The sequence below is a fragment of the Eubacterium sp. An3 genome (assembly GCF_002159465.1).
Lineage (GTDB): Bacteria > Bacillota > Clostridia > Lachnospirales > Lachnospiraceae > Anaerobutyricum > Anaerobutyricum stercoris.
Genome location: NZ_NFIR01000002.1, coordinates 137088 through 155256 on the forward strand (window position 1 = coordinate 137088; position 18169 = coordinate 155256).

Consider the following 18169-nt stretch of genomic DNA (forward strand, 5'->3'; position numbering starts at 1 on the left):
CTGTTTTCACAAAGACAGGCGGCCGCTCTGCGCTGTCTGCTTCGGATAACGGATTCTTTTCCGTCTTCCGCAGGCCAAAACAGGCTTTCTCCTGATTCATTCTGTCATTCTCAGGAATTTTTTTCTTTCTCGATCCAGTCTGTAAGGTGGAGCATTCCCTCCTCACTTCCCGAGATATACAGAATATCATTTTGTCTCAGTTCATATTCCGGGCGAACGTCTTCCATAACAGACTCTTTATTTTCAATGGCAATGATATTTACGCCAAGTTTGGAGCGAAGATTCAGGCTCTTGATGGACTGACCCACCATACTGTCCGGAACAGCCACCTTTGTGATGTTGATTTTCTTGCTCAGCTGCACAAAATCAAGAATTCTCGAAGATTCCAGACGAAGGGCAAGGCGGACAGCCATATCTCTCTCCGGATAAACCACTTCCGCTCCCAGTCTCTCAAGAATCTCTCCATGCTCGGCGCTGTTCGCCTTGGCGATCACCGTAGGAACGCCGATGCTCACCAGGTGAAGCGTCGTAAGAATGGAGGTTCCCATCTGCTCGCCGATGCAGACCACCGCCACATCACAGTTTTTAATTCCTGTTTCAAGCAGAGACTTTTTGTCAAGATTTTTGACCACATAAGCATTTTCCGTGACATCGCGGAGTTCCCGCACCTTTTCCTCATCCCGGTCGATGACCAGAAGTTCCGCGCCTGCTTCCGCAAGCTCTGAGGCCAGAGCATATCCAAATCTTCCAAGGCCTATGATACCATATGTTCTGCTGTCTTTTTTCTGTTTTCCAAACATAATATCCTCCTGCGTTATCCAATTGCAATATTTCCTTCCGGATAGCTGACCCTGTCACCTCTCGTAAAGTACCAGAGAGAAGCGATCGTCAGAGGTCCCAGCCTGCCAATATACATAATAATGATCGACAATAACTTACTTCCGTCACATAAATCCGCCGTGATTCCTGTGGAGAGTCCCACCGTGCCAAAAGCACTGGTAACCTCAAACAGCAGGTCAATAAGCGGAGTGTCCGGCTCCATGATCGTCATCAGATAGGTTCCCACAATTACGACGCCCAGCGCCAGAATAGCTATGACCGCCGCCTTGCGGAAGGCATTTTTAGGAATCGCATATCGAAATGCCTTTTCGTCTTTATTGGTTGCCGCCGATTTGATTCCCTGCAGCAAAACAAAAAATGTGCTGGTTTTGATACCGCCGCCGGTGGAACCCGGAGATGCTCCAATGAACATCAGTACCGTCAGTACCAAAAGTCCCGACTGAGAAAATGTTCCCAGCGGATAAGTGGAAAAACCTGCTGTTCTGGCGGAAACACTGTGGAAAAAGGCTGCCATCCAGGTAATGTCTTCCGTAAGCTTGAGCATCACGGCTCCCACCACGATAAGGATGGCGCTCATGGAAATCACGACCTTCGCATGCATAGAAAACTTTTTCCATCGGAATCGCTTGGAGCAGACTTCCCGGATAACAAGAAAACCAATACCACCCAGGATAATCAGTGCACAGGTCACCACATTCAGCAGCACATCGTGCCGATATGGAATCAGATTCTGGAAATTACCCAGAATATCGAATCCGGAGTTATTAAAAGCGGCGACGGAATGGAATAAACTGATTCCGATCGCCCGGATCGGCGGATAATCCTGTACAAACACCAGAAAGCTTAATACTGCACCAGAAAGCTCAATAATAACCGTTGTAATAAAAATATCCCGCACAAAAATGACCAGCCCTCTTCCGGAGTCCAGATTCATGGCCTCCCGGATGAGATTGCGTCCTTTCATGTTTACCCTCTTGCCGATGGCAATGATCACGCCGGCTCCCACCGCCGTCACGCCAAGACCTCCTACCTGAATCAGCATGGCAAGGAAGGTCTGTCCGAGAGGAGTAAATGTATCCCCCGCGTCAACCGCGATCAGCCCTGTCACGCACACCGCGCTGGTAGACGTATACAAAGCGTCGATATACCTTAAAGTCACGCCGTCTTTTACGCTGCATGGCAGCATGAGAAGTACGGAACCAATCAAAATCACAGAAAGAAATCCCAGAGCGATGATACGTCCCGGAGATTGTCTTTTTAGTAACCTAAACATTGTAATATCCTCTTTCTTCTTTCAAGTCTCCTTATGCTTCGTCCTGCATTCGATATCCAACGCCCAGCTCATTGACAATATAATTCTTCTCTCCCGGTCTTGAGCCCAATTTTTTTCGGATATTTGCCATATTCACCTGCAGCTTTTTAATACTTCCCGCGTCGGAGCTTCCCCATACGGCCTGAATAATGGACGCATAAGTCAGTACTCTTCCCGCGTGCTGTGAAAGCAGGGCTACTATATTATACTCCGTCTGCGTTAATTTAATCTCTTTTTCCCGCACACGGACCAGACGTCTGGCATAATCAATCTCCAGATCCTTGAATCTGTATCCGCCATTTACGTCTTCTCCACCCTGAATTCCTTCATAGCGTCTGTTACGCAAAGCTGCCCGTACCCGTGCCAGTAACTCTGCTGTCCCAAAAGGTTTTGTGATATAGTCGTTGGCGCCGGCATCCAGCGCCGTCACTTTATCGTTCTCCTGCGTTCTCGCGGAGAGTACGATGATCGGCGTGGAATCAGACCGGCGTATCTTACTGATAAAAGACATCCCGTCTTCATCCGGCAGTCCCAGATCCAGAAGCACCAGATCCGGATGATGGGAAGAATATACAAGCATCCCCTGCCGTAAGCTTCCCGCTGTCAGAACCTGATAACCGTTGGTATCCAGAATTGTTTTTACAAAACTGCGGATGTTGGTCTCATCTTCAATTACCAGCAGTTTATATTTATTATTCATTCATTTCCTCCATTTCCAATGAGAAACTGAAACGCGCCCCTCCTTCTCTGCGATTTTCAGCCTTGATGTTTCCACCGTGTGCCCTGATAATGGTCGCACAGACGGAAAGGCCGATACTCATATTGTTTCTCTTCCCATCCGTAAGTTCACCGGCTCTCTCCTGATATCCGTCGAAGATTCTGTCGAGTTCTTCCGCCGGTATTCCGCAGCCGTCATCCGCAATCTCAAAGACGGCCTGTCTGCCGGATGTTCTCACTGTGAAGGCAAGCGTTGTCATTCCTTCCGCATGCAGCACCGCATTTTCCAGCAGATTGATAAGAACCTGCTCGATCAGCAGCGGATCCACCGGAATACTGATAAATTCTTCCGGAATCTGCACAACTACTTTCTGGTTTGGATAACGCTTGTGAAACTTGATCAGGGTATCGTCGATCAACTCTTCCAGCACTGTGGGAGTCTTGATGACCTGCACCTTCTTACTGCCGATTTTTGTCACGGACAGCAGATTCTCCACCATCCGGATCAGCCATTCCGCATCCTCTCTGATCTCCCCGAGCAGCTTAATCTTCTGCTCTTTCCTGAGAGAATCATAATTCTCTATAATCGCGGAACAGGAGCCGTAAATGGTAGTGAGCGGCGTGCGCAGATCATGGGAAATCGCCCTCAGCAGATTGGCCCGTACCCTCTCTTTTTCATTTTCTGTCTTTGTTCTTTCCTGTTCCTTTATCTTTGTGGTCAGCGCGCTGGTCAGCACAGCTACGATCAGCATGATCACTGCCGAGAACAGACTCTCCACAGCTGCAAAGTCAAGAACAAAGTATGGAAATGTAAAAGCAAAGCTTTCCACCAGCACGCTGACAAGCGATGCCAGGATTCCCCATAAATACCCTTCTGTTTTCAGAGATATCAGGAATACCCCTAAAATAAAAACATCCGAAGAAAATGACTGCGTTTTAAATATGTTCTGCAGGACCAGATTAATAAGAAAGGTTACGCCCAGAACAATTACAGTAAGAAACATGTCCCGTATATAAATTTTGTATTTGTTCATCTTTTCTGTAACCTCCGCTAACGACTATATCACTTTTCTGGCTAAGATGTAGTAAAGATTAAGGGACAGCCCGTTTTTCACAACTGGCTGTCCCTATTATATACCTTTTTTCTTTATTTTGTTATGCCTAATGTAAAATTTGTCAAATAAATGTAAATTTTCTTGTGTTTTCAGTAAAATTTCTGTAAATCCGTTACATTTCCGCAGCCTTATTGATGCAGGAAACGGTGTTTAAGCTTCTCGGATATCCAATATATGGAAGACACTGGGACACAACCCTCATAAGAAAAGCTTTGTCATTTCCAAGATTCATGTTTCCTTTGGCGTGAGAAGTCAGCTGCGGCTCGCATCCGCCCTGGGCTGCCAGGAAACAGAAAGTGATCATTTCCCGCTGTTTCAGGTCAAGACCGGTTCTCGTATAGTAATCGCCGAAACAGTTGTCCGCCAGCCAGCGGTTGATGTGTCCGCCCTTCCAGGCTTCCCGCATCTGCTCGCCGAAGATCTCTGCCTGTGCATCCACGCCTTTCTCAAGACGGTTCTCCATGGTCGTGGTGGCCTGGCCCGGCAGCGGCAGTTCTACGCCCCGCTCTGTGAGCACCTCATTGACCGCATGAAGAAACGGCAGCACCCGTCCCATGCCGAGGTAATCCACCGCCTGATAAACCATTTCCTTAACCATTACCGGCGTAAGTCCGGCGTCAAGGGCCTTCGGCAGAACCTCCTTAAATGTATCCACACCCTGGCATCCGGTGAGGGTTGCCAGAATCGCCAGATATCTGGTGGAATCGTCCAGCTGCTGTCCCGGCTCGTTGACTACCTCATCCAGCGCAAAGTGATCATATCGTTCCATAAATTCCGGATCGGTTTCATATAAACTCATTGCAACGCACCTCTTTTTCTATGATTTCTTCTAAATTATACACAATCACAAAGGCACAGCCCAGGAGTTTTGCTGTGCCCTTTTTTATTCAATTATTCCGGCAGTTTTGCGTACTCTTCGTCGGACACCGGCTCGCACCACTCGTTGGATGTCTCTTCACCCGGCACTTCCACAGCGATGTGGCTGAACCAGGAATCCTTTTTGGCTCCATGCCAGTGTTTTACTTCCGCAGGAATGTTGATGACCGTTCCCGGCGTAAGGCTGACCGCCTCTTTTCCTTCCTCCTGATACCAGCCCTCTCCGGCTGTACAGATCAGCATCTGACCGCCGCCGCTTTTCGCATGATGGATATGCCAGTTATTGCGGCATCCCGGCGCAAAGTTCACATTGGCAAGACCAACTACAGACTCACCCGGTTTGGTCAGCGGATTCAGAAAGGAATCCCCGATAAAAAACTGTGCGAACGCCTCATTTGGCTGTCCCATACCAAACATGTTCTGTTTTTCAAATTCTTCTCTGCTGCTGATTTTCATAACTCTATATCCTCCATTCTCATACTTCGGCACTGCCGCCGATGTACTGTCTCTTCTTCTGTATCCATGAAACATTCTTTCATTTCGATACCAGAAACTCATTTCCTGAGATAATAGTAGCCCCCGGACTAAAAAAAGTAAAATGCCTAGTTGGAATGAGAGATAATGCCCCTGCTGCATGAAAAGTCCACCGAACGCCTTTTACTCTCCGGGCAACGTCTGCACCCCGGCATACTCCCAGGTAACGCCCGCGTCCGCTGATGTAAAGAGCAGCGCATAAGTTCCCACGTCCGCCGCGCTGGTGGACACCCGCACATGAAGCACTCCGCCTTCTTCATATGGAGTCTCTGTATAATCCATATCGCCGGTGGTAAAGGAGAACTCGTTGCCTTCCATATCCTCCGCCGCTTCATCCACCAGAAGAGTCACCTGCTGAAAATTCGTTCCTCCATCGTTGGTGTAATACATGGATGACGAATCCTGAGAGGCATAAGTCAGCAGAATAAATCCTTTCCGGGCATCCATGAAATATATGCCCTCAGCCGTGCCGATGTTTCCATCAAAAGGATCCGTATTATGAATGTCTCCATTATAAAACTCATAGAAACGGCTGCCGGCAGCGGCGTCTGTCACCTCCAGTCTCATGGAATTGTCCGCGTCCAGATAGAACGTCATGCTGCCGTCCTGATCCGTGAGCAGCGTCTTTCCTTCTTCCTGCGCTGCGGCGATATCTTCTTCGGCCTCACTTTTTTCTTCTGCCTGCTGCTGTGTCTCCATGGTCCCCTCGCCGCAGAAAATGGCTGCGATTTCTGCGCCCTCCGAGGAAATGTTCAGGAAAAAAGCATCCTTGTTTTCGCCATAATTGTTCCAGAAATAAGAAGCCAGGTCTCCTTCCCCTGTCAGCTGATACCAGTTGCTCCCACAGACTTCCGTGGTGTAACCGCTGTAACTCATGGTCCAGGAACTTCGCCCGCTGGAGATTTCCGGCAGCCCCTGTTCCCGCAGAGCGTCAGCCATGGCAAACATCGGCGACAGCCGCTCCTGCTCCCGGTAATCCGTATTTACAGCGCCGTTTAAACGAACCGTCATTTTCTTATCGGCAGACGAATCGTAACTGATCAGCCAGCTCTGTTCCTGATTTCCTTCTTCTGTCCCATTTTCATCTATTCTATCTTCTTCAGTTCCATTTTCTTCTGCTCCAAAGGAATACAGATAACCGTCGACCCTCTCAATCATACCATCGGCAGAAATGGTCACGGAAAATGTATTGGCCGTATACAGTTCACTGTCTTTCGACAGCCCCGCCCCTTCTTCCAGGGCCGTCACGATTCCATCCAGGCCATACTGTGAAAAATCCCGCTGTTCAAAATCAATTTTTCTGGTATTTCTTAAATCATCCAGCACCCAGGACAGTTTTCCGTTATAAGGCTGAGCGCTGTGATAGATCTGTCTGCCGTAAAATCCCGTGAGAATCACGAAAACGATCAGTTCTGCCAGCAAAGCAGGCAGTACAAAGTTGTCCTTCATCACTTTTCTCTTCTTCCGACGGAAATAAACAATGGTCCAGATGATAAACCACAGAATCCCCGCGCCGCCAAGCAGAGCGATCAGCGGAAGCCGGCGGGCGACGCCGCCCCACTGAAAGAACCGGGACAACGTGCGAAGTCCCAGGGCGTAAACCAACAGAAACAAAGGATTCAGTAAAATAAGCCAGTAATGTTTTTTATTCATGCCGCACCTCCTGTCAGAAAAAGGCTGTGAGGATACATTTTCTCCCCACAGCCGATTTTTCATTTTTTCCTCTTTTCTGACGCACTTGCTGCGTCAATAATGGTAGATTTGGGATCGTCTTCTACACAATATTCAGTCCCTTTGCCACGATCATGATAAAGTCCTGTACATTTGTGACAATGGTTGTCGCCGCCAGGCTGCCTCTGTCCAGAAGCTTATTGACCACGAACTCGTCGGCGTCCACCGTATATAGGAAGACCGGACGCACGGTTCCATCCTCCAATACGCGGTAGGACGGGGTCATATTGCCGGTGGCGATGGTGTGAAGCATGGTCGCCAGACAGACGACGGTTGTAGCTTTCTTTACCATGTTCCGCATGGCGGTCTGTCCCTCGTAGGCGTCGCCTATGACTTCCGGCAGCGGGCCGTCGTCACGGATGGAACTGGTGAGCACAAACGGTACATTTTCTTTCACACAACTGTACATGATGCCGTTGTCAATCTTGTAGTCTTCAATAAATTGCGGAATGGAGCCGCTCTTTCTCACACGGTTGATCACATCCAGATGATTATAATGTCCGTTCGGATGTGACCTCTGGGTATAAATGTCCTGTCCCAGGGCGGTGTGGAACATAGCGCCTTCCAGATCGTGGGTAGCCAGCGCATTTCCCGCCATCAGACCGTCCACATAGCCGTTTTCCACCATGGCCTGCATGGCTCTCCTGGCGTCGGCATCAAAGGAAAACGCCGGCCCCATGACCCAGAGAATATTGCCGTGGTCTCTCTCATATTTTAACAGTTCAAAAAGATGGTCGTAGTCTCTGGCATAAGAAGTCTCCCGGCTTCTGCCCTGACGGAACACAAATCGATCTCCTTCTTCTTCCTCCGGATTCTCAAAGCCTCTGCTGTGCAGATAAATTCCCTCTTCCGCATTTTCGGTTCTTCCGAGAATCACTCTGTCGCCAATCTGCAGATTACGGTTCTCCACCACCCGGAGTTCCCCGTCTTCTCCGAGAACTACGCTGGAATCCATGCGGCTCTCTTTGGCAAGCTTCCACTGGCCGTTGATCTTAAAGTATTCCGGGTACATGGATGTACTGTGGTAGTTCTCCGGCGCCACCCCTTGAATGGACACCTTCTCCCACACGGCGTCAGGCGCGTTTACAAATATATCCTGTGTAAAATCCGGTTCTCTGTATTTTGGTAAATGAAACATATTCTTTCCTCTTTTCTTCTAAAATTAATCTCGCTATTACTCTCGCTGGTACACACATTTTCCATCCACATAAGTCTCCGCCACCCGCACTTGATCAATATCGTCTGCCGGAATCTCCAGAATATCCCGGTCAAGCACTGCAAAATCTGCGTGATATCCCGGAGCAAGCATTCCGATATCCGGGAAGCCTGCTGCTTCCGCCGCGCCTTTTGTGTATAGAGTAACGGCCGTCCTGATATCCACCGCCTGCTCTTTTCCACAATCTGTTCCATCGGCGGCGACCCTCGTCACTGCCTGTTTCAGTCCCGGAAACGGATCAGAAGGCACCGCCCAGAAAGTAGCCGGCGCATCGGCAGAAAAACCGGTCGCCACTCCCTCTTCCAGCAATGTTTTTACCGGATAGCACCGCCGCATCCATTCCACACCGAGATTTTTCCGGTAGCTGGCCGATTCCGCGTACATGAAGATTGGCTGCGTCACAAAAGAAATACCGTGAGCCGCCGCTTTTTTTATGCTGTCCATGGAAGGGTCCGTCACATGCTCCACACGCACGTAAGGGATACCCGCCGGGGTCCACGGTTCTTCCACTGCCGCCCGGTCCACCATCCGCCGGATGGTTCTTCCTCCCATGGCGTGCATGGAAAGCTGGCAGTGATGCTCCTTACAAAATGCAATGGCAGCCTCCATAAGCGCATCACTGCACACAGAAATTCCGTACTCATCTGTGGAACCCTGATACGGCCGGTCCATCCAGGCAGTCCTGCCGGAAATACTGCCGTCCCCAATGAGCTTTAAGCCTGCGGCAAAAATCTGCTGATTCCGGTTCAGCTCCTCATTTGTCAGATCAAAGTCTGCGTCATCCGCAAAATAATCCCACATATAGTAGACGCCTACTTTCTGACAAAAGCCTTTCCGGGCCGCCGCCCGGTAAATCGGAATATTATCGGTGTTGTCCAGATTACCCATATCACAGATTGCCGTGATTCCCTGGGAAGTGAGCAGCCTGCCCAGTTCCAGCAAATTCTCCACTTTATTCCCCTCAGATTCCACTGGCAGAAGCGGCGTCAGCAGATTTCGCGCATTCTCTTTGAGAACGCCGGTCGGCTCTCCGTTTTCATCTCTCTCAATCTCCCCTCCCGGCGGATCCGGCGTGTTTTTGTCAATGCCCGCCATGGAAAGCGCCATACTGTTGACACAGCGGATATGGGCGCAGGTACGCATCAGAGATACCGGCGCATCGCTGCATACTTCATCAAGATCATACCGGTTGGGCGACCGTTTCTCCGCGAAACCTTCCTCATCGTATCCCCAGCCTTCAACCCACTGTCCCGGGCCCTGCAGCCGACGTCTCCGGCGAACCGCCTCCTTTAATTCCTCAATGGAAGTGATCTCGGGCGGCATGATCGTGATCTTCTTCTGAAAATCCGCCAGCATGACCGGATGCATATGAGCGTCCACAAAACCAGGAATCACTCTCCTGCCCTTCAGATCGATCACCGCGCCGCTGCCCGGATTCATCATATCTTCTTTTCTGCCAATCCAGCAGATACGCCCATTCTCCACTGCCATGGCATCGGCGCAGGGCATTTCCGTGTTGGCCGTAAATATCTTTCCATTTACAAAAAATGTTTTTTCTGTCATGTTCATTTTCCTCTACGCTCCTTTATGTACTATAATAGCAGAATAGGAGATATTTGTCAGGAAGTTTTGTATAAAATGTTGCAAATTGTGTAAAAAAGTGATAACATAATTATTAATATGTTTTAATATTTATGACATAATATGACTCCGAGGCTGGAAAGATAATTGTCCGGGGTCTTTTCTTTTTATCAGGAAATGTGCTGTTCACGGCACTCAAATGATAAAAGACGGAAAGGAGACGACATATCATGACAACGTCCACAGGTCAGATCCAGAAAATGGCGCAAAATATCCGGGAACAGATCATTAAAGACCGGCGCTTTCTTCATCAGATACCGGAAATCGGAACCGATTTGCCCGAAACCAGCGCCTATATCAAAAAACGCCTTGATGAGATGGGCATCGCCTGGAAAGACTGCGGCGGTCCGCTCCCTGCAGCAATGACAGAAGATTACATAGCCGCGGGATTTCCCCGCATGGAAAAGGAAACCGGCGTCGTTGCCACCATCGGCCGCGGCAGCCCATGTTTCCTGCTTCGCGCCGACATAGACGCCCTGCCGGTCCGTGAAGACAACGATCTGGATTTTAAATCCACCAACGGTTTCGGACATATGTGCGGCCATGACGCCCACGCCGCCATGCTTCTTGACGCCGCACAGATTTTAAAAGAATTAGAAGAACAGATCCCCGGCACAGTCAAACTCATGTTTCAGCCCGGTGAAGAAACCGGCGCCGGCGCACGGCTTATGGTGGAGGACGGTCTGCTGAATGGCCCTGAACCAGACGCTGCATTTGCCATCCATGTGCAGCCCGGAGATACCACAGGGCACGCCGGATATGCCGTCGGCGTCAACTCTGCTTCTCTTGATACATTTATTCTGAAAATCAAGGGAAAGGGGGGACACAGTTCTCAGCCGCAGTTTTGTACGGATCCGCTGATGGTCATGAATCAGGTATACCAGGCCGTTAACCTTCTTGTGGGCCGGGAGACAGACCCGGCTGCCATGGTTGCTCTGACCTGCGGCGTAGCGAAAGGCGGCGCCGCCGTCAACATTATTCCTGACGAGGCGGAACTGCACATCGGCGTTCGCACATTAAATGTGGAGGCCGCGGAACATTTGAAAAAACGGATTCCGGAGCTCATCGACCATTATGTCAAAGCGTGGAACGCCGAATATTCTCTGACCACCTTCCATACGCCTTGCACGCTGACCAATGAACTGCTATGCCAGGAACTGGTACCCTGCCTGAGAGAAGTGCTGGGAGGCAGCAATATCCACCAGATTCCCGCCATGTCCGGCACGGAAGATTTTGGATACGTCACAGAAAAAGTACCCGGTATGTTCGTATTTTTAGGAGCCGGCGCGCCGGGCAATGCACCGCTGCACAGTCCGCAGATGGTTCTTGACGAGAATGTGCTGCCTCTGGGAGCCGCTCTTCACGCCAGTGCGGCCATGTCCTGGCTCACAACTCATAAAATAAAATGAATCAGAAAGGAAACTCAAATATGGACACTCAAGCCAATGCAAAAAAGGGCTTTCGCATGCCGCATGTTTTTATTATTCTGCTTCTGATCATGCTTTTTGTTGTGGTTCTTTCTTATATAATACCAAGCGGAAGCTATGAGCGGATAGAAGACAGCGCGGGCATCACCGTCATTAACCCGGATACCTTCCAGTATGTGGAAAACGAAACGCCCATTACTTTTATGGATTATTTTGAAGCCATCTACACCGGCTTTGTCAACGGCGCCACCATCATGGGTACGCTGTTTATCAGCTCCGGCGTCATTTACCTGCTGGAAGTAAGCGGCGCCTTCGGGGCGGGTATCAACCTGATCTTACAGAAAACCAGGGGAAAGGAATTTTCTGTGGTATGTATTTTCTACACCATTTTCGTCATTTTCGGAGTATTGGGATACGGTGAAGCCGCCTACCCGTTCTATCCCCTTGCCGTGACCATCGGTTTTGCCCTGGGCTATGACCGGATGGTGGGCACCGGCCTTGCCATCATCGGCAGCACCGTGGGCTTCACTTCCGGCCTCATGAACACATTCACCACCGGCGTGGCCCAGCAGATTGTGGGTCTGCCGCTGTTTTCCGGCATCGGTTTCCGTGCCGCCGGTCTTGTGGTCTTTTATATTATCGGTCTCGCTGGTCTCTACGCTTACTGCCGCAAAATCAAAAAGAATCCGGAAGCGAGCCTTATGAGCGATGAGTACTTAAATCAGAATAAAGAAGACCATGTGTCCGGCATGGAAGAAATGACGCTGCCACGGATTCTGGGACTGCTGGTATTTCTCTGTATTATCATCATCCAGGGGATCGGCTGCATCCGCTTTGGCTGGAGTTTCCCGCAGATTGCCGCCATTTACGTGATCATGGGCATCCTCCTGACCATCATCTTCCGTTTCGAGCCGAGCAGGGCCTGTCAGCTTTTCTGCCAGGGCGCCGTGCGGGTATTCGCCGCCGCCTTCGCCGTGGGTCTGGCCCAGTCCGTGGTTGTTCTCATGAACCAGGCATGTATCATGGACACCATCGTCCACGCCATGTCCGTGCTGCTGGAAAACAAGAGCGCCATCCTTGCGCTGCTGATCATCTTTGTCTTCGTGACGCTGTTTAACTTCCTGGTAGTATCCGGCAGCGGCAAAGCGGTCATCATCATGCCGATCTTACAGCCACTGGGCGAGATTCTCCACATCAACCAGCAGGTGCTGGTACTGACCTACCAGTACGGTGACGGAATCACCAACAGCTTCTGGCCTGGCAGCTCACTGGTACAGCTTTCCATGTGCGGGGTGGACTACGGCTCCTGGATCAAGTTCTGCTGGAAAATCTATCTGGGCTTCATCGTCAGCGCGTTCATCCTTGTAATGATCGCCCACAGTATCGGATACGGGCCGTTTTAAAAGAATGATGGAATCGACATAAAAATACTCCCCTTCAAGACGAACGGGGAGTATTTTTATGTTGATCCGGAAAAGAATTTCCACTATCCTTTATGAAGAGACTGCTGGTACTCCACATCCGCCAGAAGATGTTCGCTGGCTATCTCTCTTGCGGCGGAAGCGTCTCCGTGCTTTAGTGCGATCCAAAGTTCTTCATGCTGTTTCAATTCCAAGGCCGCAGGAACTTTCCTTCAGTGTCTTCGGGAAAGGTTAGAAGACGAATGAGAAAGAAGCTTTTGATAAATAGAATAGTCTTTCTCTTTGAATACATTAAAGATTATCCGAATATCTGTTTCCTGTTCACTCAGAAAGGAAGTCACCGTTTCCACCGCAATCTCCGCCGCTTTTTTGTTGGGAAAATGAAATTCTCCTGTAGAGATACAGCAAAAAGCGATACTATGCAGCCCGTTTTTCACGGCAAGCGCAAGACAGGAACGATAGCAGCCGACAAGCTGGCGGCAGTGTTCTCTGGTCAGAGTCCCTGTTACGATCGGACCGACCGTGTGAATTACATAACGTGCCGGCAGGTTATACGCCGCCGTGATCTTTGCATGTCCGGCCGGCTCATCGTATCCCTGCTCATTCATGATCGCATCGCAGGCCAGACGAAGCTGTATACCGCTGACGCTGTGTATCATGTTGTCCACACAGGAATGACAGGGTACAAAGCACCCTCTCAGGGCGCTGTTGGCAGCGTTGACGATGGCGTCAGCTTTCAGGCTTGTGATGTCTCCGCGCCATAACACAAGTCGGGGATCTCTGGCGGAGGATGGCAGCGTTTCACTGTCTGTAATCCCCTTTCTTTTCACTTCTTCGCTCAGGTATTCATCCTGCACCTTGAGAAAATCTTCTCCGGCAGGGCGGGGCGGACGAATATTCATCAGGCTCCGAAGCAGATTTTTCTGCCTCTCCTCATCCTCCGGTATTTTCATGTCACTGTATTGCGGAAGCTCTGACAGCAGCTCTTTTATAAGATATTCCCGCTTTTCATCGTGGGTCATATTTCTCACTCCTCCTTTATCCCAGCATCTTCTGCAACACTTTTCCGATATCCTCGTTGATGCAGATGGATCGATCTTTTATCTCATCCGGCGCCCACGCCTCGCCTAAATTAATGCAGCCGTACCATGCTGCCGGTCTCTCATAAGTCATGCGCCAGAAATTAAATTTTATGATAGAAGGCGTGTTCATGCCGGTGCCAAGCTCCAGAAATAATGTTTTTACATTTCTATGTCTGCGGAGGAATTCACTGCAGCGCTCTGCCGCTCGGTGCCAGCCTTCGTCTTCCACAAATGTATGATCCGAGCGAAGGTTCATGCTCATGGGCCGCCCGCACCGTGGACAGTGGGGGATAAGCTCCGCAGGAATGCTCATTTTCGCCGTCCGCCCCTCCGGCAGGACGAGCCCGCCCCCGCCGTCTCTTTCCAAAAGGAATCCCTGAGACTTCAGCATCTCCTCTATCTGTTTCTGATTATCATACGTTTTCTGATGGCACGGTCCGGAACACTGCAGCAAACCATAATCTCCCTGCGTGTAGAACAGCCGCTTTTTGTCAAATCCTGCTTTCTGGAAGCAGTGATCCACGTTGGTGGTAAGGACAAAATAGTCTTTATCTTTCACAAGCTCCAGGAGACCCTCATAAACCGGTCTGGGCGTATCCATGTAGCGATTGACGTAAATGTACCGGCTCCAGTACGCCCAGTGTTCTTCCAGCGTATCAAAGGGATAAAATCCGCCGGAGTACATATCCTGAAATCCATATTTTGATGCAAAATCTCCAAAATATTTCTGAAAGCGTTCCCCCGTATAGATAAATCCAGCCGAAGTGGAAAGGCCGGAACCTGCGCCGATCACCACAGCGTCGGCGGATTCTATGACATTTTTTATGTCAGCTGTTTTATATACTGCCTTTTCTTTTCTTTTTTGTACTTTTTCCAAAAACATTTCCATCACCTTTTTTCTGTTCACGCGCGGCTTCTCAGATTGCCCCGCTGTACTCGCAGTCTCCCAGTTTTTCTTCCGGCAGATGACACCGCCGGCGTTCCTTTTCCACCAGTTTTCTCACATAATCTGTGGCCGGAGCGTGAAGAATCTCCCTGGGAGGAGCAAACTGCTGAATACTGCCTCCGTCCATGACAAGGACTTTCGTCCCCAGTTTTAATGCCTCGCCAATATCGTGGGTGACAAAGAGCACGGTGATTCCTGTCTCCCGGTGAATCCGGGAAATTTCCTCCTGCAGACTGCCCCTTGTGATCTCATCCACAGCCCCAAAGGGCTCATCCATCAGAAGGATATCAGGAGACGCCGCCAGAGCCCTGGCAATGCCGACTCTCTGCTGCTGTCCGCCGGACAGCTCCGACGGAAAACGGCTGCGCAAAGAGTCTTCAAGCCCCACAATATTCATCCATTTTTCGACAGCCTGCTCCGTCCTCTTTTTATCTCTTTTATTGAGCAGATTCGGCACATAGGCGATATTTTTCTCCACTGTCATATGCGGAAAAAGTACGCTGCCCTGAATGGCGTAGCCGATATTTCGGCGCAGCATTGTCAGATCTGTTTCCCGGGTATCCCTGCCTTCCACTAAAACATTTCCGTTCACGGGCCGCACCAGCCCGTTTACCATTTTCAGTATGGTCGTCTTGCCGCATCCCGAAGAGCCGATAATGGTGACAAACTCTCCTTTCTCAATGGAGAGATTAAAGTTTTCAATGACTACCTTTTCTCCATAGGCCATACGGACATTTTTATATTCTATGATACTCATATTTTTCACCCCTGTTATTTCAGCAGTCCTTTTTCCTGCAAAAATGCATTGGCGACATCTTCCGGCTCCTGGCCTTCCGTCTCCACCTGATAGTTCATCTCCGCCATCTCCGCATCGGTGATCAGATTCTCCACTTTATCGAACACCTGCTGCAGTTCCGGATGTTCCTCAAGAACTTCATTTCTTACTACAAATCCACACACATAAGAAGGATATAACCCTTTATCATCCTCAAGGACCACGGCGTCCGCTGCAGAAAGCTGCCCGTCTGTGGTGAAAATGTTCATTACGTCGATTTCTTTCTGGGAAAGAGCATCATATTTCAGACCGATATCCAGATCCATGGTATCCTTAAACTTCAGACCATAGGTGTCGCAAAGTGCATCGTAACCGTCTTCTCTCTCAAAGAAATCATACTCGGCTCCGAATACCAGCTGATCTGCCACAGCCGCCAGATCCGAATAGGTTTTCAGATTATATTGCTGCGCGATACTGCTGTCCACCACCAGGCCATAGGTATTATTAAATCCAAGCATTCCTGTCCAGGTCATATCCATCTCGTCATATCCCGCCTGCAGCTGATCGAACATACTCTCATCATAAACGCTCTCTTCTTTCAGAACCGCATTCCAGGCGCTTCCGGTGTATTCCGGGTAAAAGTCAAATTCCCCTTCCTCCATGGCGGGATGGATATTGGCTGTGCCGCCGCCAACGCCTTCCGTCACCTCCACAGTAAGATCTGTGTCCTGTTCAATGAGAGTTTTCATCATGCTCCCCATGATGTACTGTTCCGTCATGGGTTTCGTCGCCATGTGAATCGTCTGGCCGCTCTGCCCGCAGCCGGCGAGCGCACCCGTGCTAAGTACAGCAGTCAGCAACACGGCTGCTCCCTTCTTCCATGTTTTACTTCCTCTCTTTTTTCCGGAAGCTGGCTTTTCATTACACTTTGCGTCAAAGTTATATCCTTTCATGTTAATATCCTCTTTCCATTTCTGTTCAAAAAATCAATCTTCTTTTCATGCCAGTCCATGTCTTTTCACCATTTTTTCTATTCGTCCGATGAGGAAATCCACCGCGATAGCCAGCACAGCAATAAGAAGACTTCCCACCAGCGTCATCGCCTTATTATTGGTGGTAATTCCGCGATAAATAGCCACGCCCAGACCGCCGGCTCCAATGAAGGAAGCGATACCGGCCAGGGCGATGGTCATGACCGCCATGCTCCGGATTCCGGAAATGATCACCGGCATGGCGAGCGGCAGTTTCACTTTGATAAGCGTCTGCATTTTCGTGCTTCCCATGCCGATGGCCGCTTCCAGCAGAAGGGGGCTCACATTGGTAAGACCTGTGTGTGTATTTCTGACCATAGGCAGCAGGGCATAAACCGTCAATGCTATGACCGCCGTGGCGTCTCCCACTCCGGAAAGGGGAATCAGGAATCCCAATAGAGATATGGACGGAATCGTGTAAATGAAATTCACGATTCCGATGACTACTTTAGAGCTCTTCTGATACTCGCTGATGAGAATGCCGATCGTCAGTCCAATGACCATGGCGATGACGATGGACAGCAGCGAAATCTGTATGTGCTCCACGAGAAGCCCCAGAAAGAAATCCCATCGGCTCTGTATCAAATCAATGATTTCTGTCAACATAATTCATCCCTCTTTTCATTTTTCATTCCGCCGCTCTATGGCCAGGACCGGACAGTTCTCAAAGCAGAGTCCGCAGTGCAGGCAATGCTCCTGCGCGATACGGTACGGAGTCCCCGGCTCCACACATTGCTGCGGGCAAACTCTGGCGCATTTTCCACAGCCGATACAGGTTTCCGTAATCACAAAACCTTTTTTGACCGGAGCTTCTTTTTCTCCGGCCGGACGCTCTGCTCCCATCGCTTCATATCTTCATAAGTTTTTTTGTCGAATCCTTCCGGATAAACGCCGTTCTCAGCCAGCCGCTCCATTTCTTTATATGCCAGATTTCTGAATTCATTCATCTGTTCTACATCGTCAATGAGTGTAAATTCCACCTGCTGCTTATTGCCTCCATTGGGTGCGTTCCCCAGTCGGCAAAGCATATCTTCGATGACCGCAGAATCCACAGCCCGGTTCTGATACCGCCGGCAGGAATGCCTGTTCGCGATGAGTGTGTTCATCACTTGTTCTGTCTCCATATAATCCGGAACAGAAAGACTGTTTTCCGGCTTTTTGCCAAGAACCTCTATGGCTCCCCCGGGGCAGACCGCCAGACAATGTTCGCATTTCCAGCAGCCATTCCACCCAAAAGAATCCGCCCCGGTAATACACGGTTTTCTGTGTTCATCCAGGGAAAGCAGTCCTCCCGGACAAACCTTTACACACGCTCCGCAGCCAATACATTTTTTCTGATCCACTCTGAATCCCGCGATATTGTTCATTTCCTGTCCTCCTTTATATCTCTATTATACGAAAGCATTTTCAGAAAAAAAGTACGCACTTTTTTATTACATAGTTACCTTTTCGTAACCATTGCAAATATCATTTCTGTCCGCCTTGAAAAAGAAGGAGCATTTGAC

The 18169-nt window shown here is 49.7% G+C and carries 19 protein-coding genes; 2 read left to right on the plus strand and 17 right to left on the minus strand.

All coding sequences use genetic code 11. The features are described from left to right. Positions 1–110: 110 nt before the first annotated feature. The 9 genes from B5F87_RS03010 to B5F87_RS03050 all read right to left on the minus strand — a co-directional run bounded on the left by B5F87_RS03010 (position 111) and on the right by B5F87_RS03050 (position 9904). Positions 111–800, minus strand: a complete 690-nt coding sequence (locus B5F87_RS03010) for a TrkA family potassium uptake protein (protein WP_087276557.1) — start codon at positions 798–800, stop codon at positions 111–113. 14 nt (positions 801–814) lie between these two features. Next, complete coding sequence (locus B5F87_RS03015) at positions 815–2113, minus strand: potassium transporter TrkG (protein ID WP_087276558.1); 1299 nt, start codon at positions 2111–2113, stop codon at positions 815–817. Between the two features lie 31 nt (positions 2114–2144). After that, complete coding sequence (locus B5F87_RS03020) at positions 2145–2852, minus strand: response regulator transcription factor (protein WP_087276561.1); 708 nt, start codon at positions 2850–2852, stop codon at positions 2145–2147. After that, positions 2845–3903, minus strand: coding sequence for an ATP-binding protein (locus tag B5F87_RS03025; RefSeq protein WP_087276564.1), 1059 nt, complete (start codon positions 3901–3903; stop codon positions 2845–2847). The genes B5F87_RS03020 and B5F87_RS03025 overlap by 8 nt, the downstream gene beginning before the upstream one ends. A 193-nt stretch (positions 3904–4096) precedes the next feature. Continuing rightward, complete coding sequence (locus tag B5F87_RS03030; RefSeq protein ID WP_087276567.1) at positions 4097–4783, minus strand: carboxymuconolactone decarboxylase family protein; 687 nt, start codon at positions 4781–4783, stop codon at positions 4097–4099. Between the two features lie 92 nt (positions 4784–4875). Continuing rightward, entirely contained in the window at positions 4876–5316 is a 441-nt protein-coding gene (locus B5F87_RS03035) for a cupin domain-containing protein (protein ID WP_087276580.1), read from the minus strand. 201 nt (positions 5317–5517) lie between these two features. Further along, the gene (locus B5F87_RS03040; RefSeq protein ID WP_087276584.1) at positions 5518–7047 is read right to left on the minus strand and encodes a hypothetical protein; all 1530 of its coding nucleotides are present in this window, start codon (positions 7045–7047) and stop codon (positions 5518–5520) included. Positions 7048–7168: 121 nt separating this feature from the next. Then, a complete protein-coding gene (locus tag B5F87_RS03045) occupies positions 7169–8263 on the minus strand; it encodes a hypothetical protein (RefSeq protein ID WP_087276587.1) in 1095 nt (364 codons plus the stop codon). A 36-nt stretch (positions 8264–8299) separates the two neighbouring features. After that, positions 8300–9904 carry an amidohydrolase gene (locus tag B5F87_RS03050; RefSeq protein WP_087277306.1) on the minus strand — a complete coding sequence of 535 codons (1605 nt, stop codon included), beginning with the start codon at positions 9902–9904 and terminating at the stop codon, positions 8300–8302. Between the two features lie 248 nt (positions 9905–10152). On the opposite strand from B5F87_RS03050, the gene B5F87_RS03055 reads away from it, so the two are divergent. Together B5F87_RS03055 and B5F87_RS03060 are read left to right on the plus strand one after the other, a co-directional pair. Beyond that, a complete protein-coding gene (locus tag B5F87_RS03055; protein WP_087276590.1) occupies positions 10153–11391 on the plus strand; it encodes a M20 family metallopeptidase in 1239 nt (412 codons plus the stop codon). Positions 11392–11411: 20 nt separating this feature from the next. Next, positions 11412–12812: a YfcC family protein gene (locus tag B5F87_RS03060; protein WP_087276592.1), complete on the plus strand. Its 1401-nt coding sequence runs from the start codon at positions 11412–11414 to the stop codon at positions 12810–12812. A gap of 83 nt (positions 12813–12895) precedes the next feature. On the opposite strand, the gene B5F87_RS21575 is transcribed toward B5F87_RS03060, so the two are convergent. The 8 genes from B5F87_RS21575 to B5F87_RS03095 are packed head-to-tail and all read right to left on the minus strand — an operon-like array spanning position 12896 to position 18031. After that, positions 12896–13024 carry a hypothetical protein gene (locus tag B5F87_RS21575; RefSeq protein WP_275532328.1) on the minus strand — a complete coding sequence of 43 codons (129 nt, stop codon included), beginning with the start codon at positions 13022–13024 and terminating at the stop codon, positions 12896–12898. An 18-nt stretch (positions 13025–13042) separates the two neighbouring features. Next, positions 13043–13852, minus strand: a complete 810-nt coding sequence (locus B5F87_RS03065; RefSeq protein WP_087276595.1) for a protein-ADP-ribose hydrolase — start codon at positions 13850–13852, stop codon at positions 13043–13045. Positions 13853–13868: 16 nt separating this feature from the next. Further along, positions 13869–14819 (minus strand): Sir2 silent information regulator family NAD-dependent deacetylase, encoded by a 951-nt coding sequence (locus tag B5F87_RS03070; protein ID WP_343215720.1) that lies wholly within the window; start codon positions 14817–14819, stop codon positions 13869–13871. A 10-nt stretch (positions 14820–14829) separates the two neighbouring features. After that, positions 14830–15615 carry an ABC transporter ATP-binding protein gene (locus tag B5F87_RS03075; RefSeq protein ID WP_087276598.1) on the minus strand — a complete coding sequence of 262 codons (786 nt, stop codon included), beginning with the start codon at positions 15613–15615 and terminating at the stop codon, positions 14830–14832. Positions 15616–15629: 14 nt separating this feature from the next. Continuing rightward, the gene (locus B5F87_RS21660; protein ID WP_087276601.1) at positions 15630–16586 is read right to left on the minus strand and encodes a glycine betaine ABC transporter substrate-binding protein; all 957 of its coding nucleotides are present in this window, start codon (positions 16584–16586) and stop codon (positions 15630–15632) included. 45 nt (positions 16587–16631) lie between these two features. Beyond that, complete coding sequence (locus B5F87_RS21665; RefSeq protein ID WP_087276604.1) at positions 16632–17270, minus strand: ABC transporter permease; 639 nt, start codon at positions 17268–17270, stop codon at positions 16632–16634. 15 nt (positions 17271–17285) lie between these two features. Continuing rightward, complete coding sequence (locus B5F87_RS03090) at positions 17286–17453, minus strand: 4Fe-4S binding protein (protein WP_343215721.1); 168 nt, start codon at positions 17451–17453, stop codon at positions 17286–17288. Then, positions 17450–18031, minus strand: coding sequence for a nitroreductase family protein (locus B5F87_RS03095; RefSeq protein WP_087276611.1), 582 nt, complete (start codon positions 18029–18031; stop codon positions 17450–17452). Before B5F87_RS03095 ends, B5F87_RS03090 begins: the two co-directional genes overlap by 4 nt. Positions 18032–18169: the final 138 nt, after the last annotated feature.